A 23,138-nucleotide genomic window follows, 5' to 3' on the forward strand; every position below is an offset into this window, starting at 1 on the left:
AACGATTTGAATGGTCTGGCGCTGCGGGCCTCGCCATCGTTGCGGGGATGATCAGCCCATATCCGACCCCCGCCCTCCCCCCGCTACGCCCGGTGCTGCGCCGCCATCTGCTGCAGCTGCAGGTGGCGCCGGTCACCCTGCGTCCATTCCAGCGCACCGACCTGCCGCGCTGGCGCCTGTTCGACGACCGCCAGCAGCGCGGCCGCCGTCACCCGACCGGCATCGACGAGGAGGCACGCTTCCTCGCCCACATGCATCGCTCACGCCTGGAACAGGACAACGACCAGCTGCTGCTGGGCGTATTCGACGACGATCACGGCACGGTGCTGGACCAGCTGCATATCCGCCTGCAATCGCTGGAGGCGCGCTGCGCCGAACTGCTGTCGCTGCAGCACTGGCATCCGCACGCCGACGCCATGCTGCAGGCGCTGTGCCCGTTCCTGTTCGACGGCGTCGGCCTGCATCGCCTGTTCGTGATGCTGCCCCCGGACGGCAACACGCCGTTCGCCAACGCGCTGCACGCCTTCGGTTTCAACCTGGAAGGCCTGCTGCGCGACCATCACCTGGACATGGACGGCTGGCAGGATCGCCAGCTGTGGGCACTGACCGCGCCGACGTGGCGCAGCGGCCTGCAGGTGGCGGACTAGCGCACCCGTTCCAGCACATCGCCGGCACCGGTCAGCACCGAGCAGGCGTGGTCCTGCAACTCTTCTCCGCTGGCCTCGTTGCCGGTTTCCGCGTCCACACGGGTGGCCAGCAGGATGAAGCCCGGGCCACCCTGTACCCGTTCACGCCCCGCCACCACCAGACTCCACTGGCCCACGTCGTCCACGCCTGCCAGGCCATAGGCCAGCAGGTTGAGCGGATTGGCGGTAAGCTCCGCGCCCGGCAGCAGGCGTGCCTGATAGCGATGCCCACGCAGCAGCACCGGCAGTGGCGCCCACTCGGTGCCCACCGCAGCAGCGTGTGCATCGAGGGCCTGCAGCACGTCTGCGCGCAAGCAGTCGACGTGGATATGCAGCTGATGCTGCGAGCGCCCATGCGGTGAATTCAGCGCCAGACTGGCCACGCTGCGCGGCAGCGGTTGGCCCAGGGCCCGCTCGGTATGGCGGCGGGCCTGCCAGGCGGCGGCGAAGTAATTCGGTGCGCCACGCTGGTACAGGCTGCGGTTCTCGATGCCACTCACCTTGTCCAGCGGCATCAGCAGGAACTGGTAGTCGCCGTGCGCATCCTTGACCAGCACATCGCGCCGATTCACCGCCGCCTCCACCTGCAGGCAGTCACCACGCGGGCCTTCGGCCCCGCGGCAGTCACGCTCGATCAACCGCCACAACGCATCGGAGTGGGCCGGCGGTGGCGGAGCGCTGGCACAACCAGCCAGCGCGGACAGGGACAACAGCAGCAACAGGCGGGGCACGGCACTCACGTCAATGGCTCGGCCAACGGCCGCGGCCCGTAGTGTAGCCGCCCTCCCAGCCACGCACCGCGCCGGCGGCATGGAAGGTTTCCTTTGCCTTGCCCGGGGTATGCGGGGTCGCGCCGAATCGCTTCGATGGCGGTCCCGGCGTTCCGCGGATCAAATGTCCTGGGTCAGTAGGTCCCGTACGACACTTCCACCACGACCGGCTTGCCCGCGTCCTGGGCCGGCTGCAGGGTGAAGCGGTCCAGCGCGCTGCTGTCATCGCCCAGCGGCGTGCTGCGGAACTGCAGGCGGTAGGTCGACCCGGCCTGCACGCTGCCATCGGGCAGCAGCCGTGCGTTGGCCGGAACGAGCAGCCCACCCAGATCGCTGTAGGCTTCGGGCGCATCACTGAAGCCGTAGTCGACCAGTTCATCGGTACGCCGCATCTCGTAGACCCGGGTCGGCCACGGCCGCGCCGTACTGCGGCCGTTGCGCAGATCGGTCACCCACTGTTCGGGCAGCTGGTAGACCTTGCGCAGCGCCGTATCGTCCAGCTCGGCGCTGGCCACCTGCAGGCAGCACACCAGCCGCTTGCTCTCGCGGTCGTAGATCGCGAAACGGGCGTCACGGCTCGCCGGCACCGGCAGCAGCGCGAACGGCACATCCCGCAACGCCGGCTCGGCGCCATCGCGCGAGCCCAGGTTGCGCCAGCCACCGAAGGTCGGCTCGGCCGCCTGTGCCGCCGGGGCGGCCAGGCAAAGCGCCACCATCAGCGCGCCGGCCGCGGGTGCGATCCAGTTGTGCATGTTGTTCATCCGTCGATGGCACCAGGCCAATCAGTTTCGTGAGGATGCCATGAAGATGCAGCGGCTGCCATGTGGGGCCGTGCAAGGGCGCGGCGGCACCGGTCCCAGCCAGGCAACGAAGCAGGCATGCCCGCTAATAGGTTCCGAAAGGCACCTCGACCCTCAGGGCTGCACCGCCCCTGGCCGGTTTCAAGGTGTAGGTGTGTACGCCACCATCGCCATCGGCCAGCGAGGTTTCATCGCGCTGCACCGTATAGCGCTCCCCGGCAATCTCCAGCGCATCCGCCCCCACCACCCGCGCATCTGGCGGCAGCAACAGGCCACCCGCTGCGTCGCCCTCTTCCCTGAAGGTATGGCTGCCCATCGCATCCTGCGCCTTCAGCAGCTGGACATGCGGACGATAGGGTGCCGCATCCAGATTCCAGCCATTGGTCAGATCGGTCACCCACGGCCCCGGAATGTGGAAGCGGTCCTGGAGCTCGCTTTCACTCACCTCGGCGCCTTGCACCGACAGGCAACACACCACCTTGCCTGCCCTGTCGTCGTAGATCGCCCAGCGACTTCCCACCGGTGCAGCATGGGGAAGCATGGAGAAATGGAAGTGCCGCGCGTAATCACTGTCGGAGACCCGGCGCCACCCGCCCACGTCGGGCGACTGCGCATGGCAACTCGCTGCAAGCAATACGCCTGCTGCCGCAAGCGCCTCTCGACTCACGAACCCGGCCATCTTCACCGGTCAGCCGCCCATTGCGGTTCCCAGCTGCTGGAACGCCCCGCCGATGGAGGGGATATTCGCGGGCGGCAGCGTGGCGGGATCGCGGCACTCCTGTGCCCTCCTGCCGGCGACGCTGAAGACCTCGCGATAGCGCAGGTAGCCGTAGGTACTGACCGCAGGAATGTTCAGCTCCGTCCACTTCCCGATGTAGAAGCCGGCCAGCGAGTCGTGCATGTAATTGTCGAACAGGTTGGTGCTGACATCAGGGACCGGCGTGGCATTGAGCACTAGGTCCAGCAGGGTGCTGGTTTCGGCAGGGATGCCTGCGTAGGTGTAGGCCGCAGCGGACGCTCGTGGAGTCGGCTCGAACACCGGACGTCCGGCCTTGCGTCCGGCGTCCATGCGCTTCTGGCTTTCATCCAGCTGGCGGCGGTAAGCCGCCATGTCGCTCTTGCCTTGGGCCAGCTCGGTGACCAGATTGGCAAAGTCGCGCTGCGCATTGGCCAGATCCACCTGATCCTCTGCATCGGACTGTTTGAAGAACGGCTGCTGCAGCAAGCTCTGTGGGCCGTTGGGCAGGCGCTTGCCCTTCCAGGCTACGTACTGCCGACAATGTCCTGCAATCTGCTGCGCATGGCCGCCTCCGGGGACACCATGACCGGTCAGCCAGGCGTTGTAATCGCGGATCAACTGCGGGTGGCAGCCAAAGTGCATGGCGAGCGTTGGCCGCGTACCGATTTCGTCGATCGTCTTCACTATCACGCCCGCCTTGACCGCCTCATGATGCATGTCGATCAACGGGATCTGCGACAACTTGGCTTTGCCATCCGCACTACCAGAGACAAAATCCTTGCCTTGCCCGCCGGGTGAATAACCGCCGCCGACATCCGAATGCATGCCCGGGTAAAGCACTTCCTTCCCACTGGTCGCCAGATCCAGCGGGAAGTTGATGCGCTGCTCGTGCAGGGCCGCGAAATGAACGCACTGCCTGGCCTCGGGATGAATGCTCATCATGTCACCCGCTGCCCAGTCCCATTTGCCCTTGGACACCCGGCTCATGGCGGCGACGCCCACCGATGCCACGGTATCGAAAATACCCATGAAGTTGAGGTAAAGCGGAATACCGGCGATGTTGTAGCCGCAGCCGCTCCCCCAGGCTTCGGCGGTTTCGTACAGTCGATGCACGAAGGCCCGGGCCTGCGCCGCACCGCGCGAGAAGCCGAAGACGGAAACGTGTACCGATTTCACCCGGCGCTGGTGCCCATTGACTACGCGCTCCAGCCTCTGTGCGATCGCCGTGAGCATCGAGCGACGTGCCATGCCCTCCAGCAGGCGCGTCTCGCTCATTGAGCCGACCAGCACTTTCATTTCGTTGGGCTGGATCAGATCACTGGCGTTCAGATATTGATGGACCGAGTTGATGATCTGCAGGATGGCCCAATGTATGCGGTCAGCACCGTAACGAGCGGCGCCACCTCCCAGCGTATCGCCATCCTGGTTGGTATCGCCGACATCCGCGAAGGGTGTACCGACGCCGGGAACATAAATGCTGAAGAAGCCGTTCTCGCGTTCCTTCAGGGCGGCATCGTACAGGCGCGCCACGTTGCTGTGACCGTTGCGAGCCAGCTGGGTCTTGGGGGAGCGCGTCTTGCCGGTTACAAAGGTTCCTTCCCACTCGCGGTTGTTGCCAGTGCCATCGAAATAGATGCTTACGTGCACCTGGCCCTGGCATTCCGAACCCTTTTCGCGCAGGCACGCCATGGCGCGCGCCCGCTGTTGTGCTTCCGCACCACTCAATGCCCTTTGTCCATTGGCCGGCATTGGTTGAGCACCGGTCGTCGTGCGTTCACTCATTTCCTTGTCTCCTGGATTCGATGCTGGTCCCAGCCGGGATCATTGTCCTTGTCAATCGCGCCAAGCCCTCGGATCGGGTACCCCACTAGCGGCGAAGATGCTCCGCCACAGGGTTTTCGCCCTCACGTAACGGCGCCTCAGGTCCCGTCAACGGATAGTCCGGGTGCCCCAGTATCAGATTGGTCACGAACACCTTGACCTGGCCATTGCGGAGGAAGTGAACAGCGAGACTGCCAACCTCGTTGTACCTGGGGATTGATACGATCGCCTTCTGGTAGGTCTCCAGATTGGTTGTCCATTCGATCTCCGCCTTCAGATCCGGAGTCCATCGGTCAGGAACCACAGCGCAGCAGACCGTGCCGCCTGCCGAGTGACGTCGGGCCGACCCTCCGCTTCCACCATTCACCTGGAACTGCGCAATGGACTGGCCGGTGTGGTTGTAGCCCCGCACTCCCACAGGTGTCGACGCGGGCTGGCCTTTGCAGGCGGCCAAGGCCGGCAGCAGGAGCAGCAGCACCAGAGTCGCCAGCAGATGTGTGCGCAGGAGTCGCGGGATCATCTTTTCATGTCCTTGAGGCTGCAGCATCGGCCTGGACGGTACGTCATGGCTGTTGCCCTGCGGCATTCCAGCTCGTTCGGTCCCGATGCAGTTGCTGACGTCATCACTCGGGGCGGGGCCTCCAATCATTTTTCAGCCGGGCGCCGAAGGTGCTCCCACACCGGATTCTCGCCTTCGCGCAAGGGCGCTTCAGGGCCGGTCAACGGATAATCGGGATGACCCAGCACGAGACCGGTGACAAAGACCTTGACCTGTCCGTTGCGCAGGAAATGGACCGCCAGGTTTCCGGGCTGGTCGTACTTTGGAACTGCAACGGTCGTCTTCTGGAACGTTTCGAGATCCGTCGTCCATTCGATCTCCACCTTCATATCCGGTGTCCATCGATCAGGCAGCGTCGCGCAGCACACCGTTCCGCCTTCCGAGTGGGAATCGGCCGACCCGCCACTGCCGCCGTTCACAAGGAACTGCGCGATGTAGGCATCGGTGTGGTTGTAGCCCAGCACAGCCACCGGTGTGGAGGCTGTCCGCCCCTTGCACGCGGCCAGGGCTGGCACCAGGAGCAGCAATACCAAGACCGCCAGCAATTGAGTGCGCATCAAACGCATGGTTGTTCCTCTAGTTCAATGGTGTTGCTGCATCCGCCTGCGAAGCCGTGGGGGCATCCCACAATGGAACGCCCATCAACCAGATATCGTCAGGCAAGGCCGACGCCCAATCCGGGAACGGAGCCTCAAAGGCACTGGCCCCCTGCGAAAACCGGGCCCGCACGGCGGAATGTTCCCGGCATGCGCCTGAGGTGTACAGCGCCAGCAACAGGTACTGGACGTGATCGTCCACCTGGTCCACGCCGTGCGCGATCGTGTCCTGCATATGCTTGACGACGAACGGGTACAGCGAGCGATAAGGCACCCGCTTCATCTCATCGGGAATGACCCGGCGGAGCTGGGCGATGGCCACATCCGGCTCGCACGCGTCCAGCAGGCGCATGTACTGCTGCTGGTCCAGGCGCAATGGCGGAAGCGCAGGCAGACCGGCATCGTCCTCCTTGGCCAGCGACCATTCCTGCAGATCGCCATAGCGGTCGAAGTACTGCAGGCGCTGCACGCCCTCCAGCAACGCGGCACGCTGCGCGGGCAACAGCAGTTCCAGCAGCGCAGGCAGGATGCGGGTGTCGTACCAGCGCAACAGCATTTCGCGACCGCCCTTCTCGGGCACCTTGACCAGATGGAAGGTCCTCAGCCGCTTGGCGAGCTCGTCCAGTTCCAGCGCACTCCACAGCAGGGTCACACCCGGCCGCTGCGTCCCCATTTGCAGGATCTCCGCTTCCAGCCTGGCGTGCATGGCCGTGTCCGGCCAAGCCACCAGCAAGGGAGCGATATCCAGCAGGCTCGCCTCGGCCGTGCCCTCGAACAGCGAGCGATAGTGCGCGCCCAGGCGCTCCAGCCGCTCATGGAAATGCGGCCGCTGCGCGCTGTCGATCACCGCATAACGATTCATCACACCAGCACTCCCGGCGTGCCCTGGCGCATCGCGTCGAGAATGCAGCTCTTGCAGCTGCTGCGCGGGAACTGGGGAAGCGGATAGCCCTGTTGGGCCGGCCCAACAAATGACTTGCTGCCGGCATGCACGGTGATCGTGCCGGGGCAAGCGATGGTAATGCTGCCGCCAGCGATGGTCAGGCTGGCCCCTCCGGACGTCGCGACGTGGATCGTGTTGGCCGCGGCGAGCTCCACCGGTGCCTGCGCGCTGGCGCCACGCAGCGCACCACGCGACTGGATGCGCACCAGGTCTGCATGCGCCTGGATGTCCAGCGCTTCGCTGCCGGCCACCACGTCAAGTGCCGTCGGAGCGGCGGCTGCCCCTTCAACGACGGACGCCAGCACTCCGATTGCTTGCCCGGCATGAAGCCGCGCCTGCCCCATCGTGATCGCTTCACTGTGACTGCCACTGGCCAGCAGCAGGCCTTCGCCGCTGCTCCAGTGCATGGCTTGGCCCGCCACCTGCACAACGCCCTGCGGAGCCGCCATCCCCAGGAGCGGGTCGCCCGAATGCGGCACCCTGCCCTGGCCCGCCTCGGACGCGCGCTCGGCCGCACTGCCCTTTCCTGCGCCGAAATCATCGCCACCGGTGGTGGTGCGCACGCTCGCCAGCAAGCCGGGGACCGGCGACTTGTCGGCCACCATCCTGGAGCGCGCCGCGGCCTTGGCACCCTCCTGCATCGCCAACGGACTGGTTATATGCGTGCGCGCGGCCTGGGTGAAGCGCTCGCCCAGGGTCTGCAGCTGGGCCAGCAGCGCGGCGGGCTGCACCGCCTCGCCTGCAGGTGCGGTCGATCGATGACCATAGGCGGTGAACCACACGCCCGCCGTCGCCCGTACCGCCCCCCAGGCATCGCTGCGCAGCTCGAAGCCGGTGCCGCGCACGCTGCCTACATAGTTGTCAGCCTGGTGCCGCAGGTGACCCAGCGACAGCTGCGAAACCTGCTGGCTGCTGGCCAGCTGTGCACGCAGCTGCTGGTTCGAATCGTCGAACAACAGGTGGTTGCTGCCTTCACCGCCGTCCCATTCACGCGAGCGGATACCCCAGAGTGCTCCGCCCTGCCGATGCGCCTGGTCGCCCGCGCCTGCTGCGTGCCATGCCGGCGCCTGGCCGCCACTGAGGTTGGCCTGTGCGCTGTAGCGCGCATCACCGGCTTGGCCGTAGGCAGAGACATCGCCCTCGCTGCTGGCACCTGCGGGCGTCGGCGCCACGCCGGCCTCGCCGCGCCCGTTGTACAGCGCCCCCAGCACCAGCGGCCGATCGATGTCACCGTCCAGGAAGCCGACCAGCACCTCCTGACCGATCCGCGGCAGGAACTGGCTGCCGACACCGGGGCCGGCGTAGCGCTGTGCCACGCGCAACCAGGCACTGTCATGAGCGCCCTCGCCCTGCTCCTGCTGGAAATGGAAGCGCACGCGCACGCGGCCGTGGCTGTCGGCGTGCAGGTCCTTGCTGTCACTTCCCTGGCCGGCCACCACAACTGCCGTCTGGTACCCGGGCACCGTCGGGCGAGGATTCAGGCGAGCCCCGGTGCCATCCAGCAGCTGGGGTCGCCACGGGGTGGCGCGCGGCACCGCCTCAAATCGATTGCCATAGCCAATCGCCTCCGCCTGCCGCCACAGTGCGGCGTCTGCGCTGTCTCCGGGGGCGACGCCAAGTGCGTCATCAAGGCTGCGACGCAGGTCGGTGGGCAGGTTGTTGATGCCGGCATGGTCGACCGCGACCAGCAGCAGCTCCGGCGGTGTGCCGCCAGGGGCCTGTTGCAACCGCAGCCAGCTTCCCGACTGCAGGCCGCGCACGGTGCCGTGCCCTTGCCAGCGTCGACTGCGTGCTTCGCGCGCCTGCGCCTGCAGGCGGGCCTGGCGCGATGCGGCCGCGCCATCGCTGAAGGCATAGGCGCCCACCGCATCGAAATCCTCGCGGGTGGACCTGCTGCCGCCGCCTTCCATCGGCGACTGGCCCGACAGTGCACGCACCTGGCGATAATCATCGCTCTGCAGGCTGACCGTAGTGCTGGCCAGGCTGCGGTGCAGGCCGATGGCCTGCACGCTGTCGCTGGTTTCAGTGGCATCGCTGCGATGGAAGCGCACGCCGGTCCCGGCGCTGGTGGCATCCTCGGGCAGCGCAACGCTGTCGGCAAAGATCTCCAGGCCATTGCCGCAGGGCGCTTCCTCGTCCGGATACAAGCGCCAGCCCAGTCCTTCCTCAGCCAGCAAGCGCTGCAGGAAGTCCAGATCGCTCTCGCGGTACTGCACGCAGTAGCTGCGTACACGCTCACCCAGGAAGGCGTCGACGCCTTCGGCCCAGCGCCAGCGTGCGATGTCGGCGTGTGCGGAAAGCACCGCATCGACAATGGCGCGGATGCCTTGTTCCTGGAACACGCGGCTGTGGCGCGCATGCTGCAGCCACCAGGTCCACGACACCAGGTGCAACCGGTAACGCACCAGCCCACCGTCGCCCCCGACCCGCGCGGCGTCGGCCACCAGACCGCTGCGCTGCCATTGCCCGCCGTCGGCGAGCTGCGTGATCAACGTTGCGCGGGTGGCAGGCAATGACCCCAGTTCGAGGCCAGCATCAGTGCAGAGCACCTCGACCTCGGTCCATGCGTGTTCGCCCAGCGCGTCACGTCCACGCCAGCGCTCCACGGTGCATCCCGTGAATGCTTCCGATTGCAGACGATACAGGCGCTGCGCATCGCCAAGACCTGCAACCTGCGTCATCAGGTAATTCAGCTGATCCATGCCATTTCCAGAGTGAAGACGCCAGATCCATGCGGAATGACGTCGGTTTCCAGTTCCCGAATCTACCAGAACAGCGTGTTCGTCAAAATCACGGCGCGCCATTGCGCGACGAACTGCGCTTTGCGTCACATAACCGACGGAATAACGTATTCAGCTACAGGCACTTGCCCGGATCCCGTAATCGCGTTCACATTCAAAGGCTAGAATCGTCCGCAGTCCCCAACGAGACCTGCCATGCTGGATCAGGAAGCCCTGCTGGCCCCGATTTCGGAAAACGCCCCGACCGGTGAAGACCTGTCGTTCTCGGCGGAATTCGATCGGATCATCGAAAACCGTCGTGCCGACGACCCGACCCTGGACCAGGGTGCGTGGCAGACCGACATCAAGTACGCCGACTGGAGCAGTGTGCTGCGCGAGGCCGACAGCCTGCTGCAGACCCGCACCAAGGACCTGCGACTGGCCGGCTGGCTCAGCGAGGCCGCCACTCAGCTGGAAGGCTTCCAGGGCCTGGCTGCTGGCTACCGGGTCACCGCCGGGCTGTGCGATCGCTTCTGGGATGAGGTCCATCCTCAGGCTCCGGACGGCGACTTCGAAGAACGCATCGGCAACCTCAGCTGGCTGCTGACCAATTCGCTGCAGTGGCTGCGGGCGGTGCCGATCATCGTCGCCCCGCAGGGGCGCTTCAGCCTGACCGATTTCGAGCATGCCCATGCCCGCGCCAACAGTGGCGAGGACGATGATGGCCGGCCCGGCCTGGACATCCTCACTGCCGCCCGCCGCGACACCCAGCACGGGTTCTACCGCCAGCTGGCGGATGACCTGCCCGACTGCAGCCAGGCCCTGGCCGAACTACAGGCGGCAGTGGACAACCGGCTGGGGCTGGACGGCCCCAGCTTCAGCGCCGTACGCGAACAGCTGGAGCATCTGCAGCGCACCGTGCTGCGCTTTGCCCGCGAGGCCGGAGTGTTGCTTGATGGCGAGACCGGGGCGGTGGAAGACCCGTTCAGTGACAGCCATTTCGCCGAAGACGCCCCCACGTTCGAGGCGACGCCGGCTGCGCCCTCGCGCGGCCCCGCCGGTGCGCCGGGTTCGCGCAAGGAAGCCTTGCAGCAGCTTCGCCAGGTCGCCGAGTTCTTCCGCCGTACCGAGCCGCACAGCCCGGTTGCCTATCTGGCGGAAAAGGCAGCGCGCTGGGGCGAGATGCCGCTGCACGTCTGGCTCAAGCGGGTCATCAAGGACCACGGCACACTGGAACAGATGGAAGAAATGCTGGACGTCAATCCAGAAGACTGAGCTGCGCGCCGCGGCAGGGGAGCCTGACCGGCTCCCCGGGCGCAGTTACTGGATCTTGAACTCGATCCGGCGGTTGCGCGCACGGCCGTCGTTGCTGGTGTTGTCCGCCACCGGCTCATCCGGGCCCTTGCCCAGCACGTCCATGTGACTGCCGGGGATGCCCTTGGACATCATGTAGTTCTTCACCGCCAGCGCACGTGCATGGCTGAGCGTGAGATTGGACTCACGCTGGCCGACATTGTCGGTGTGGCCGATGATGAGGAACCGGCTGTCCGGCATCTGCGCCATCTTCGCCACCATCTCGTCGAGGATGCCCATGCCGAACGGCGTAAGGCGCGCGCTGCCGCTCTGGAATTCAATGATGCGGTTGGCCAGGGTCTGGTCCAGCACGTTCTGCTGCGAGCCCACCTTCAGCGCGTTGGTCACCGTGTAACTGGTGTTGCTGGCCAGGCTCAGGTCACTGGCGACCTGCTGGCGCAGGGCTTCGTTGCCGACTTCACCGGTAATGCGCACCGCCTGGCCATTGACCTCCAGCTTTCCGGGCGACACCCGCTTCAGGCCCGGATTGATCATGCTGGAAACATAGTCGCCCCAGTTCGGCGGCGTGGCGATGGTTTCCACCTGGATGCGGTCGACCACCCGCTCGGCGCCATAGACCGCGCGCAGGTTGTTGAGCAGCTTGGCCTTGGTCGCCTGGTCAGGCACCACGCCTTCGATGACCACCGGACGCTCGCCGGCGGCCGCTGCCGGCGCGTTCTGCGCGGCCAGCGGCACGGCCACCAGCAGCAGCGGCAGCATGAGATGGAGAGGTTTGCACAGGCGCATCGTCAGGTTCCCAGGAAAGTCTCGCCGAACAGCTTGCGTGCGGTGGCCAGAGCCAGGTCGTCACGGTCGAGGAAGCTGCCGAAGCGGTTGAGGTTGTAGTCGCCGCGCAGGTAGTCGTCCACCCACTCCGAATGCTGGATGCGGATCAGGAAGTCGCCCGCCTCGGCCGGATCCAGCACGGCGCGCAGCACCTGGCGATCAGCGCCGTTGAAGCCGACGATCATGCTTGGCGCAGCGTCGTTGCGGATCAGTACGGCAAGTTCGAAATCGCCGCGTGCGACGAAGCTGGACAGCAGGTCCAGCCAGAACGCCGCCACCAACGGGCGATAGGCCGGATCGCGTACCAGCGGGAACACCAGAGCCTTGTCGATGTTGACGTCGCCACCACTGAGCACCGGCTGCAGCAGCAGGCCCAGCGCGGGCAGCACCTGGCGCAGCGCCACGTCGCCGTGGCCGGACTCGCGCAGGCGCTGCTCCAGGTCGGCCACCGTGGTGTTCTCGAGGAAATCCTGGAAGCTGCCGTTGTAGTCACCCGGGTCGGTGCTGATGCTGAAACGGGCGTCGGCCAGCTGTGCCAGCGCCTGCGCTGCGTCGCTGTCCTGGTAGGCCTGGCGTGCGAGCCTGGCCAGGCCCGACCAGGCGTTGGACATGGCCAACGGACTGCGGCCGATGAACGGCAATGGCTCAGGCGCATCCAGGCGCAACGCCGACAGCAGCGGGAAGCGCCGCTCGGATGCGTCGCGGCTGGCCAGGAAGTGGCCGCACAACACCATCTTGCTGCGCGAGCCAAGGAAGGCGTAGTGGATTTCCGGCGCTTCGTCGTAGCGCTGCTTCCAGTCCGGGCTCTGGCTCAGCAGTTCCAGGCTCTCGCCGGCCCAGCGGTCGAGCCAGCCCAGCAGCTGGTGGTTGTCGGCCGCGCGGACGAAATCGCCGCGCGAGGGCACCTTGCCGAAATAGGACACGCCCGCGCTGACCACCCGGCTCATCGGGCACCTCCAGCGGCCGGAGCCGGCGTCGCTGCCGGCGCAGCAGCGGGTGCCGCCTGCGCAGCGGGCTCGCCGCCGGCAACGCGTTCGGGCAACTGCAGCCCGCGCTGCCAGTCGCCTCCGCCCTGTGCGGCCTCACCGGCACGACGGACGATGCGCATCTCCACCGGAACCGACACACCGTTGCCCGTCCAGGTAATGCGGCTGGAGTCATCCAGGCGCTCGACCTGACCGGCCGACATCAGGCGGTTGACGCCGTTCGAACCCGGCGCACTGAACACTTCCACCGTCCTGCCATCGCCGGTCACCGCGGTGATCTTCACGCCCGGCACCTGGCCGACGTTGGGGTACTGCATGGTCGTCCACTGCGGTGGCGTGTTGCGATAGCGCAGCACCTGGCCATCGATCTCGATGGTGTATTCCAGCGCGCCTGCCGCCGGTGCCGGCAGGATCTCGAAGATCGTGGTGTCCTGCGCCGCACCGGCCGCCGAACCACTCACCCAGTTGCCGTAGTTGGCCACCAGTTCGGCCGACAGGTTCACGCCCTGCCCCGCCCAGCGGCGGGTCTCCAGCAGCGGGCCACGCTGGATCACCAGCGTGCCCAGTGCCTCCTTGTTGAAGGCCGCGATGCTGCCGCTGGCGCCGAAGATGCCGGCAATGTCGCTCGGCGCCGCGTCGACGTCGGAGTTCAGGTTGAACGGGTACTGCTGGCCGATGCGTGCCTTGAAGGGATCATAGACCTGCGCCTTCCAGGTCTTGTTGACTTCATTCTCGGTCGGCGCGATCAACGTGCCGAAGGTCTGGGTCAGCGGGCGCAGCAGCAGCGGACGCAGCGCTTCACGCTGCTTCTCGTCCAGACCGGTCAGCACCTGCTCATCGACCAGCGCCAGGCCCACGCTCAGTTCGGAACCTTCGTTGCTGAAGGTGTCCTGCATCAGCTTGCGGGTAGCGACCCCGATTTCGCCCTGGCTCTTGATCGCGTTCAGACGCGCGCGCAGCTTGGCCAGCGTGTCGAAGTAGGCCGTGATCACGGCCGGCTGGTCACCGCGCTCGCTGGTCAAGCGGGCAATGCCCTCGAACGCCTTGCCGATCGGGCCCACGGGCTGCGCCGCAGCCGCGGCGGCCGGGTCCTTGCGCAGGATGGTGCGCTGGAACCAGGCGACGAAGCCCTTGCGCGCCTTGCTGGAGCGGGCCAGCGCCTGCGGGTTGTCCCACACGGTCTCTTCGTTGATGCGCTCCAGCAGCACGCGCAGCGGCGAATTGCTGGCATCGCCCAGCTTGTTGATGCGTGCCACCGCCTCGTCGAAGGTGCTGAACTCCGCCACGCTCAGGCCCTGCAGGAACCGGGTCCACTCGCGGGCATAGTCGTTCTTGTACAGGTTCACCAGCTCGCGCGAGACATGCTCCGGGCTGCCGGCCAGCGACAGATCGCTCTGCTCGGTGGTCCCCAGCACCCAGTCGGTGGTGCTCAGCTGCGTGTTGGCCGCTTCCTTGATCGCATCCTGCACGTACTCTTCCCACGCCTTGCGCGAGAACGCACCGGAAATGGCGTAGTTGCCGTTGATCATGCGGCCGTTGCGCTCGACGCCGATCAGGCTGTCGACCGTGGTGGTGGTGAAGCGTGCACCGGCACGGGCCTTGATCTGCGCGTACACGCGCTCCATCGCCGGCTGGCCCTTCATCACCTGGCCCAGTGCCTGGCGCGTGTCGGACACCAGGGTGACCTTGTTCTGCACCTGCGGCCAGCTCGGCTGGCCCGCCTGCGCCACGTAGAAGGTCATCAGCTTCTCAGCCGCGCGGACCATTTCCTCGCGGCTCATCTGCCCGCGGTTGGCTTCCAGCCAGGTGCGCCAGAACAGGGTCAGCTGCTGCGACAGGTGCGCACCCTCCACATACTTGGGGTTGCCCAGCATCAGGTAGGTCTTGAGCGCGTTGTAGGCATCGTTGGTGCTGGTCGGCGACGCGTTCTGGTACAGCACCTCGCTCTCGGCAGCGCTGCTGGTGCCCTGCCCCAGCTTGTCGCGCTCGGCGACCACCTGGCCCAGATAGTTCTCCAGGTTCGATACGGTCGGCGCCAGCATCACCTGCTGCATGCCGTGGTTGTACTCGCGCAGCAGCTTCTCGCGGATGGCCGTGCCCTGGTACAGGCCCAGATGGGTGGTGATGCCCCCTTCCTTGCCATAGCGGTCCAGCTGCTCCATGCGATCCTGCAGCAGCAGCAACGCATCGATGCGCGACTTCAGGTCCATGCGGTCCTTCTGCACGCGCACGGCCTGGTCCAGATCCTTGGTCGCATTGGCAACCAGCTGCGCATTGGTGGTGTACGACCACGTCCACAGGCCCAGCGCGAGGGCCAGCACGCCCACCGCGCCCAGGAACACGCCATAGCGCAGTCGGTTCTGGTGCGGGCTGGAATACTGCCGCACCAGTTCCTTGTCGGCAAAGATGACCTTGCGGAACAGGTCCTTCAGGAAGAACGCGGTATGCCCGGTCGGCGCCTCGTCCACGTTCGAGCCGCGCTCCAGGTTGAACTGGCGGCCGACGCGCTCGGAGGCGTGGTGCACCGAGCGCCCTTCCTGCAGCGCGCTGGAGAAGTAGAAGCCGCGGAACACCGGCTTGAACTGGTAGGGGTTGTCTTCGAACAGGGTGGCGATGAAGGTGCGCAGCGCCGGCTTGATGCCGACAAACTCCAGCGGCAGCGACAGCAGGCCCGGCGAGACCTCACGGCCACGCTGCATCGCCATGTGGGTCAGGCTCATTTCCTTGATGCCTTCGGCCAGTTCATCGAAATGACTGTCGAAGGCGGCCAGCGCGTCACCCTGCTGCTGCACGTCGAACGGCAGCGTCGCGCCCCACACGTGCTCGCGCTCGCCCGGATCGAGGTTGCGGAAGAATTCACTGAAACCGGCGATCAGGTCGGCCTTGGTGAACAGCACGTACACCGGCGCGAATACTTCCAGGCGCTCGGTGATTTCCTGCACGCGCTGGCGCAGGTTCTTGGCCAGTTCGATGGCGAACTCCGGCTTGCTGCCGGACAGTTCGGCCAGGCTGGCGGCAATGATCACGCCATTGATCGGTGCACGCGGGCGGTTCTTCTTCAGCAGGCCGAGGAAGGTCAGCCACTCCAGCCGGTCCTCGACGCTGACCGAGTAACGGCCGGCGGTGTCGAGCACGATGCCGTTGGTGGTGAAGTACCAGTCGCAGTTACGGGTACCGCCGATGCCCTGCACGACGTTGCCGCGGTTGTCCTCGAACGGGAACTGCAGGCCCGAATTGAGGATCGCGGTGCTCTTGCCGGCCGCCGGGTTGCCGATGATCACGTACCAGGGCAGTTCGTACAGCGCGGCGTTGCCCTTCAGCACCCCCATCCGCGAGGACTTGATCTGCTTGACCGCATCCATCATGCGCGTACGCAGCGCTTCGGTATCGGCGCGCTGTGCCGGCTGCGCGCTGGCTACCGCCTTGTCCGCCTCGTCCTTGACCATCGCCTCCACGCGCTTGGCGGCGCGCCGGGCAAGCATCCGCTTGACGACCCAGACCAGCAGCGCCAGCACCAGCAGGCCGGCCAGCACGATGGCGACCCAGATGCCGATCTGCCGTGCCTCGGCCTCGCCGTAGTGGGCCAGCGCAGCGGCACCGACCAGGCCGATCACCATCCACAGACGGTAGTCGCGCAGGTAGTAGCTGAAATTGCTCAAACTCATGCAGGGATCCAGGGGTCAGGGAGCGGACGGCGCCTCGGCCGTCAGCGTCGGGGAAGGAAGAGGATCGACCAGCCCGAACAGGCGCTGCTGGTTGTCGGCGACACCGAGCAGCAGCACAGGTTCGCTCTGGCGCTGAAGCTGGGCGTGGGCCAGCGCCAGCTGGGCCAGCGGCAGCGCCGGGCCCAGTTCGCCGGCGCTGATGGCCAGCGCCAGGCTCTGCGGACTGAAATCGAGATCGGGTGCCAGGGTGGCAGCGATGGCAGCGGCATCCACCATCAGGTCGCCCCGGTGGTCAGCGTCGTGCAGTACGAACTGGGCCTGGGCGCCATCGGTCGCCAGTGATGCATGCCACTGGGTGGCGAGCGCCGCCAGCTGCCGACGCTGTTCTGCCGGGCGCTGCCCCTCGACCTGCTCGGCACTGACCAGCTGGGGTCGCCACAGCCGGGCGTCGCCTTCACGTGCAGCAGCCTGGCTGGCCAGCAACACGCCCGCTGCGCCTTCACCGGGTACGTGGCCATCGGTGCGCTGCGCCGTCGCCAGCACCCCGGCCGACTGCCAGGCCGAGACGATGCCGGCATCGATGCTGGACGCGGCCGCCAACAGCAGGTGCCAGCGTGGCGTCGGCGACGACGCCAGCGCATCGATGACCCGTTGCACATGCGGCCACACCTCGCGCGCGCCATCCAGCACGGCAATGCGCACGTCGAAGCGGCGCGCATCGAGGCCGGCATTACGCGCCTGTTGCTGCAGCCACTCCTGTACCCACGGGCGCAAACCATCGGACCAGCTGCCCGGCACCAGCAATTCAAGGGTGAGGATATTCTCAACGCGCTGCTCATCGCGGCGGCGCAGGCCGGCCACCACCACCTCTTCGGAGGCTTCGATCTCCGGCAGGGCCGTGAAGACGGCCTCCAGCAGGCGTTCCAGCACCGGCCGCAGCAGCGCCAGTGCACGCCGTTCGTGCGCAGCGGTATCGATACCGTCCTGGCGCACCTGCAGGACTTCGAATTCGTCCAGATCCGGTGCTGCGCTCATCCGCACCGGCAGGTTGTAGTTGTCGCGGAAACGCCCGTCGAGCACCGGGCGCGGTGGCGCCGCCGCAGCCGCCAGCAGGGCCTGCGCATCGAGGTCCATGCCCAGGCGCAGGTGGCCGGCCAGCAACGCAACGGCAGGCACGCCCGACGGGGCGCCAGCGACACTCTCGCGTTCGGCCGGGGCCGGGCCGGAACGATCCTCACCGGCTTTCTGCAACGCCACATCGGCGCCGCGCCGCGCGGCGTTGCGCAGCATGAAGCCGGCACCACTCAGCCCCACCGGCAGCAGCCCCAGATAGGCCAGCATCTGCATGCCGGTCGGTACCGTGCCGCTGTTGCGCCAGTAAAGAATCGTCGCGCTCCAGGTGGCGATGAAGACCATCACCACCGACGCTGCCTTGCCCAGCCATCCCGCCATCAGTTGCCGTGCTCCATGCGCTGCTCCCGTCGACCGCGTCGTTCAGCGCAGGCCAGTGGTGGCCTGTGACGCCATCAGCGTCGCTCCGCACGCCGTGCGGTCGCCATCGCGCGCCACCGGCTGACCATCGATCACGACGGTTGCGTCACCACTGACAATCGAGGTTGCGCCATGCACGGCGCAGACTGCACGGTCGCCCACCCGGGCCACCGCCTTGCCATTGATATCGGTCTGGCCGGTGCCTGCCACCACGCTGCCTCCGTGGCTGAGCTTGTCACCGACGACGATAAACGGTCGTGCCATCCATCATGCTCCTTGATCCTGTGTGACCTGGCGCTCCATCGCCCCCTGTTCCCCGGCGACCCAGATCATCGCGGTAACCATACCAGCACCGCCATGCGGTTATCACCCTTGGCGTGACAGTTCTTCACGCTTGGCCGCACGGGCCGCGCGGCAACGCGCTGTCATTTCCACGTGAACATAATCCTTGATGCTGCGCCAGTTTCCACCCCAGTCCAGGCCTGCCTGTTCAGCCAGCTCGCCGTACAGGAAGTAACCACGCTTGGTCCACTCGTCGTTCATGTCCCACTGCAGCTTGCCATCCCGGATCGGCGCACTGTCCACGCCCAGCCCATATTGATGGCAGCTCTGCCAGGCGCCGGCACGTGTCGCCTTGCCTCCGGCCATCAGCTCGGCCTGCCGCTGCGGACTGCGGTAACCCTCGATCAGCACCATCTCGTAACCGTACTGGCGGCGCATCACCTCATAGATGGCCAGCACGCGCTGCTGCAGATCGGCATCGATCTGATCCCACTTCCGGTCTGCCGTCACGATTTCGGGCCGCAGGCGGCGCACCTCGGCGGTGGTGAAGACTTCCGGCGGCGGCGGCGGCGGCGGGGTCAGGCGCTCCCCCCGCAGCAGCTGGGCGACCATCGAACTCGACTCGGCCAGATCATCGCCGCGAAAATCTTCGAGCACCACCGTCTGACGTGTGATCAATATCACAGTTGGAGGAATCAGCAGCGCCGCTGCCGCAATCGCCATAATCGGCCAATGCCGCCGAAGGGCACTGTGTGCAGCGCCGGCTTCTTCACGAACCCCACTGCGCACCCGTGTAACACCATGACCGACTTTATCGCCCACCCGACCCGCCTTGCGACGGAATCCGCCCAAGCGGCGCGACAGTGCCTGGCGCAGCGATTCCACGGTCTCGGGAAACAGCAACACCCAGCACACCGCCGCCACAAGTGCGACAACGGCAATGGCAGCAACCACGATTGGCAACACCGGTCCTCCTTGACTCGTAATCTGGTTGACGCCCCACCGCCTTTCACTAAGAATGCGGAAATTCGCTTCGGCAGATGCCGAGTCAAACCAAGGGCTGGATGCACTTGAATAATGGCGGAATCAATCGGCCAAGTCTGCTCTCAGGGGGAGCGCAGGCGAAGGGCCAGGCCCCGAATTCGGGCCGTATTCTGGCAGACATGGAGGGCCGGCAGGCAACCGCGTCCCCTCGTGCTGCGCGCGCGTCGGCCGGTGGCAATCGACGCCTGGGGCTATGGCTGGGCATCGGCGCCGTTGTCGTCGCCCTTGCCGGGCTGGCCGTCTGGGGCTTCTCCGGCAGCAGCGATTATCCGGAACCGAGCGAGTATTCGCTCACACCGGATCCGGCCCATGCCACCGGGCACCCGGACATTCCGGCGGGCGCCCCGCGTGACGGCGCTGCCATGATCGTCGATGCGCCGGCCACCGCCGGTGAGCCGGCCCTGCCTGCACCTGCCGCAGACACAGCGCCTGCATCCGCTGATGCCGCTTCGGTCGCTGCGGCCCCATCGGCGGCGACTGCAGCGAGCGGGGCGGCCGCACGCAGTCCTGCGCCTGCGGCACGCACTTCGCGTGCTGCAACGCAGAGCGACGCAAAGAGCAAGGGCGATGAAAACCTGCTCGGCACCCTGCTCGGCATCATCAAGGAAGAGGACAAGGCCAAGGCCAAAACGAAGGCCAATGCCCAACCGCAAAGCATGGACGACCTGATCGCACAGATCGAGGCCGACCAGCGCAAACGCACCGAAGACGAGCGCGCCGCCTTCGAGCGCGTGGCCAGCAAGAAGTCCGCATCGACCGAGTCGAACATCCAGGCTCAGCTGCGCGCCTGCCCCAGCCCGACCTCGCTGAAGGGCGTGGACTGCCGCCGCCGCATCTGCGCGGCGGTGAGCGGCAAGGACCCGGCCTGCCCGGCGATGTGACGCGTTTTTGTAGAGTCGAGCCATGCTCGACTCTGCTGTACCCGAAGACCGCTACCAGCCCGCACACGTTGCCGAGCGCAGTTTCTGTCAGACCCGGCTCGTTGCCTGCAGGAGCTGCTGCCGCACTTCATCGTTGCGGGCCTTCGCAGCAGCCATCGATTCCTTCCAGAATCGCTCCATCTGATCCGCCCGGCCGCCCGCATGATCCACTCGCCCGTATACGGCCGGCGCACGCAGCGGCGGCGTATCGGAAGGCTCGGATGTTCCACGTCGGGTCACGGCCGCCGGCCAGACCGGCTTGCGGCACAGCTTCATCGCAAGGAAGCGGAACAGCGCCCAGGGCAAGGTGAGCGGCAGTGCAATCCACATCAGCCCTGCGCCCGCAGAAGAGACATGAATGATGAACGCATTGCGGAAGCTCGGCATCACTGAGGTGTAGAGCTGCAACGGCGGGAACGGAAGCGCGGAACGCCCCTGCTCCATGAAGCGCCGGATCATTTCCCAGTGCGCGAGCACGACGGCAGGGTTCGAACCGCAATCCGAGCCTACCGCAAAGTTGTGCACGACCTGATCGCCGCGCATCACCAGGCCCCTGAGATCGTAGGTGTAGTCCTCACCGGGCCCAGCGGGCTTGTCCCTGCCAATGATGAAGCGGACATCCGACCAGGCCGCTGAAATCACCTTGTTGCGTCCGCCTGTGAAGACATGCACCTGGTGCGTGGTTCGGTCAAAGCGGATGGGGTAGTACTGGTAGCGGAAGATGTCCCGCAGTATCAGCATCCAGAAGACAAATCCGACAAACGCGAGAGCCAGGGTGCTAACGCCGACGGCAGCATAGATGGCATCAAGTGACTGAGCTTTGTTCTCGGTGGAGATAGCCGCGTGCAGCATCGCAATGATGAAGATTGCACCCAGCACCACAAAGACGCTGCCACCCATCAGAGCCCATCCGCGGTATAAGAAATGCCGATCCACATACTCCATGGAGTCAGCATCCAATCCGATGACGCCCTTGTCGATCGGCGTAAACGCCGAAGAGTCGAACTGGCGCACATCGGCACCTTCTTCATATTGGGAGAGGGGGCGGTTGTTGCGATAGCGCTGGGCTAGCCAGCCGGCGAACTGACTCATCTGCGGCATTATCCTGATCGAGTTGAACGACGATCCCACTCCGACTGCGCCATGACCTCAGGCTCGGCCAGCCTCAGAGGGTCATTCGCGTCGATCTCGCACTCATCCTGCACCCATTGCGGCCACACTGGCACACGGCAGGACTTCAGGACCAGCCACCGGCAGAGCACCAAGGGCAGCAGCAGTGGCATAAGCATGAACCGGGCACTCAGCATGGCCGGTCCAAGGCTGGCGACCACGAACAGATAGCAGTTGCGCAGGGAAGGCTTGACCGACAGGTTCATCTGCCGACCGTCGATGGTGTCGACCACCTCGGCAGGCCCTTCTTCCATGTAGCGGCGGACAAACTCCCAGATGCCACGTATTTTCAACTCGTCATCGAAGTAGTGACCGACAGCGAAGGTCCGCTTTACGAGTTGATCCTCAACGATGCTGCACCGCAGGTCACGCAGGAACTCCTCGCTGGTTCCTCGCCCGATGTAGAAGACGGCCTCATCCCATGGGACGGATACCGCGCCCTCCTTCCCGCCTATGAAGAAGTAGACCTTCCGGTTGCGCCGATTGAATCTCGTCGGGTACCAGACGTAGGTGAAGAACTCGTATCGAAGGGTGATATGCCAGAACAGTGCGGGGGCACCGATCACGCACGCGCCCACCATGCCATACATCACCCAGTCCCATATGTCCCCCTGCAGGTTGGGGATGACCAGAGTGAAGAGCAGGAAGAAGCCGAGCAGGAACAGCCCCAGCGTGCCAAGCAGGACTACCGTGGTCGACACCATTCCCCGCAGACGGAAGCGGCGATCGATCAGCTCGATGCAGGTCGAATTGAAGCGGACCAGGCAGGCGTGTTCGGCGGGCGCCACGGATTGAGCGGCATGTACATTGAAACGCGATGCACTCTCCTGTGGAGAAAGCGGACGCCCCACGGGAAAATCGCGCATCCATCCGGTGTACATCCAATCTCCCTTTCCCGCAACGTTGGCGAGCATGACATGCCATGCGATTACTGGGCGGCCAGTGTCGCCACCGACGGGCCCAGGTGATTGTGCGCTCCGCTCGTTCGGGATGCACTGGCTGGGCGAGCGCGATAGCATGCAACATTCGGCCAAGGAAGTCCCCGATGTCCACACTCTCGACCCGGACTGCAGCTCTATTAGCCATTCTGTTGGTCACTACATCCGCATGTGCCAAGGCGGAAGATTCCCGGTCCGAAGCGAAGCGCGGCCCCGGTACAGCTACGCAACAAAAGGTCGTATCTGACCTGGTACCGATCAAGGGAGGCTCGTTCCTCATGGGTGATTTTGGCCCCGTGCACAACGAGGACAAACTGCCCTACAGCGGAGCCATGAACGATGACGTGCTTCGAGAGATCACGCTGGACGGCTTTTCGATCATGGCCCACAAAGTGTCGATTGAGGATTTTGATGCTTTCACGGACGCTACTGGTCGCCCGAAGGTGGGTACTTCGAAGATTGACTCGACGCTTTATCGTGCCGATCCCAAGGCCGCTGCCGGAGTGAAGTGGCAGGATGCCATGGACTTCTGCGCTTGGGCCGGAAAGGGGTCAGGCCGGAAGCTCACACTCCCAACCGAGGCACAGTGGGAGTACGCGGCACGGTCGGGGGGCAAGATGGTTCTGTTCGCGACCGATACAGGCATTGTCGATGATGGTCGCAATGTCGCGAGCTATCCCCAGTACGATGACGGTAGCGGGACTGCCTTGGGCAAGTTCCCTCCCAACCCTGCTGGACTTTACGACATGACGGACCATGGCTTCGAATGGGTACAGGACTGGTATGAGGAGAATTACTCCGGGGGTGACGCCCGCAATCCTACAGGCCCCCAAAATGGCATCGAGAAGGTCTTGCGCGGAAGCAGCAAA

The 23,138-nt window shown here is 65.6% G+C and carries 20 protein-coding genes; 4 read left to right on the plus strand and 16 right to left on the minus strand.

Annotated features, from left to right (window positions below; translation table 11 throughout):
• The first annotated feature begins 47 nt into the window (after window positions 1-47).
• Entirely contained in the window at window positions 48-647 is a 600-nt protein-coding gene (locus AC5P7U_RS20185) for a GNAT family N-acetyltransferase (protein WP_197564057.1), read from the plus strand.
• Here AC5P7U_RS20185 and AC5P7U_RS20190 read toward each other — a convergent pair.
• The 8 genes from AC5P7U_RS20190 to AC5P7U_RS20225 all read right to left on the minus strand — a co-directional run bounded on the left by AC5P7U_RS20190 (window position 644) and on the right by AC5P7U_RS20225 (window position 9,616).
• Window positions 644-1,417, minus strand: coding sequence for a CDP-diacylglycerol diphosphatase (locus AC5P7U_RS20190; protein ID WP_197564067.1), 774 nt, complete (start codon window positions 1,415-1,417; stop codon window positions 644-646). The genes AC5P7U_RS20185 and AC5P7U_RS20190 overlap by 4 nt on opposite strands.
• 173 nt (window positions 1,418-1,590) lie before the next feature.
• A complete protein-coding gene (locus tag AC5P7U_RS20195; protein ID WP_197564058.1) occupies window positions 1,591-2,208 on the minus strand; it encodes a decarboxylase in 618 nt (205 codons plus the stop codon).
• A gap of 133 nt (window positions 2,209-2,341) precedes the next feature.
• Window positions 2,342-2,935 (minus strand): hypothetical protein, encoded by a 594-nt coding sequence (locus tag AC5P7U_RS20200; RefSeq protein ID WP_197564059.1) that lies wholly within the window; start codon window positions 2,933-2,935, stop codon window positions 2,342-2,344.
• Window positions 2,936-2,944: 9 nt separating this feature from the next.
• The gene (locus AC5P7U_RS20205) at window positions 2,945-4,777 is read right to left on the minus strand and encodes a T6SS phospholipase effector Tle1-like catalytic domain-containing protein (protein ID WP_006451064.1); all 1,833 of its coding nucleotides are present in this window, start codon (window positions 4,775-4,777) and stop codon (window positions 2,945-2,947) included.
• 85 nt (window positions 4,778-4,862) lie between these two features.
• Window positions 4,863-5,336, minus strand: coding sequence for a DUF3304 domain-containing protein (locus AC5P7U_RS20210; RefSeq protein ID WP_414555315.1), 474 nt, complete (start codon window positions 5,334-5,336; stop codon window positions 4,863-4,865).
• A 125-nt stretch (window positions 5,337-5,461) separates the two neighbouring features.
• Window positions 5,462-5,941, minus strand: coding sequence for a DUF3304 domain-containing protein (locus AC5P7U_RS20215; protein ID WP_006451067.1), 480 nt, complete (start codon window positions 5,939-5,941; stop codon window positions 5,462-5,464).
• 10 nt (window positions 5,942-5,951) lie between these two features.
• A complete protein-coding gene (locus tag AC5P7U_RS20220) occupies window positions 5,952-6,818 on the minus strand; it encodes a DUF4123 domain-containing protein (protein ID WP_312562874.1) in 867 nt (288 codons plus the stop codon).
• 14 nt (window positions 6,819-6,832) lie between these two features.
• The gene (locus AC5P7U_RS20225) at window positions 6,833-9,616 is read right to left on the minus strand and encodes a type VI secretion system Vgr family protein (RefSeq protein WP_312562873.1); all 2,784 of its coding nucleotides are present in this window, start codon (window positions 9,614-9,616) and stop codon (window positions 6,833-6,835) included.
• A gap of 234 nt (window positions 9,617-9,850) precedes the next feature.
• On the opposite strand from AC5P7U_RS20225, the gene tssA reads away from it, so the two are divergent.
• A complete protein-coding gene (gene tssA, locus AC5P7U_RS20230; RefSeq protein ID WP_053508696.1) occupies window positions 9,851-10,909 on the plus strand; it encodes a type VI secretion system protein TssA in 1,059 nt (352 codons plus the stop codon).
• Window positions 10,910-10,954: 45 nt separating this feature from the next.
• On the opposite strand, the gene AC5P7U_RS20235 is transcribed toward tssA, so the two are convergent.
• The 6 genes from AC5P7U_RS20235 to AC5P7U_RS20260 all read right to left on the minus strand — a co-directional run bounded on the left by AC5P7U_RS20235 (window position 10,955) and on the right by AC5P7U_RS20260 (window position 19,163).
• Window positions 10,955-11,734, minus strand: coding sequence for an OmpA family protein (locus tag AC5P7U_RS20235; protein WP_414555308.1), 780 nt, complete (start codon window positions 11,732-11,734; stop codon window positions 10,955-10,957).
• A 2-nt stretch (window positions 11,735-11,736) separates the two neighbouring features.
• A complete protein-coding gene (gene tagF, locus AC5P7U_RS20240) occupies window positions 11,737-12,720 on the minus strand; it encodes a type VI secretion system-associated protein TagF (protein ID WP_006451227.1) in 984 nt (327 codons plus the stop codon).
• Complete coding sequence (gene tssM, locus AC5P7U_RS20245; RefSeq protein ID WP_197564061.1) at window positions 12,717-16,424, minus strand: type VI secretion system membrane subunit TssM; 3,708 nt, start codon at window positions 16,422-16,424, stop codon at window positions 12,717-12,719. The genes tagF and tssM overlap by 4 nt, the downstream gene beginning before the upstream one ends.
• 15 nt (window positions 16,425-16,439) lie before the next feature.
• Entirely contained in the window at window positions 16,440-17,876 is a 1,437-nt protein-coding gene (locus AC5P7U_RS20250; RefSeq protein ID WP_495221403.1) for a hypothetical protein, read from the minus strand.
• Window positions 17,877-17,918: 42 nt separating this feature from the next.
• The gene (locus AC5P7U_RS20255) at window positions 17,919-18,179 is read right to left on the minus strand and encodes a PAAR domain-containing protein (protein ID WP_006451293.1); all 261 of its coding nucleotides are present in this window, start codon (window positions 18,177-18,179) and stop codon (window positions 17,919-17,921) included.
• Between the two features lie 102 nt (window positions 18,180-18,281).
• On the minus strand, window positions 18,282-19,163 hold the full coding sequence (locus AC5P7U_RS20260) for a M15 family metallopeptidase (protein WP_239510805.1): 882 nt from the start codon (window positions 19,161-19,163) through the stop codon (window positions 18,282-18,284).
• Between the two features lie 197 nt (window positions 19,164-19,360).
• Between AC5P7U_RS20260 and AC5P7U_RS20265 the strand changes: the two genes are divergently transcribed.
• Window positions 19,361-20,122, plus strand: coding sequence for a hypothetical protein (locus tag AC5P7U_RS20265; protein WP_197564062.1), 762 nt, complete (start codon window positions 19,361-19,363; stop codon window positions 20,120-20,122).
• A gap of 87 nt (window positions 20,123-20,209) precedes the next feature.
• Here the strand turns inward: AC5P7U_RS20265 and AC5P7U_RS20270 are convergent, their stop codons facing one another.
• Together AC5P7U_RS20270 and AC5P7U_RS20275 are read right to left on the minus strand one after the other, a co-directional pair.
• Window positions 20,210-21,253: a DUF6708 domain-containing protein gene (locus AC5P7U_RS20270; protein WP_197564063.1), complete on the minus strand. Its 1,044-nt coding sequence runs from the start codon at window positions 21,251-21,253 to the stop codon at window positions 20,210-20,212.
• Between the two features lie 8 nt (window positions 21,254-21,261).
• Window positions 21,262-22,245, minus strand: a complete 984-nt coding sequence (locus tag AC5P7U_RS20275; protein WP_197564064.1) for a DUF6708 domain-containing protein — start codon at window positions 22,243-22,245, stop codon at window positions 21,262-21,264.
• Window positions 22,246-22,376: 131 nt separating this feature from the next.
• Here AC5P7U_RS20275 and AC5P7U_RS20280 point away from each other — a divergent pair.
• Window positions 22,377-23,138 (plus strand): formylglycine-generating enzyme family protein (locus AC5P7U_RS20280; RefSeq protein ID WP_495221404.1); only part of this gene is annotated, 762 nt, incomplete at its 3' end.

This window comes from Stenotrophomonas sp. YJH_SMC_57, assembly GCF_059369755.1.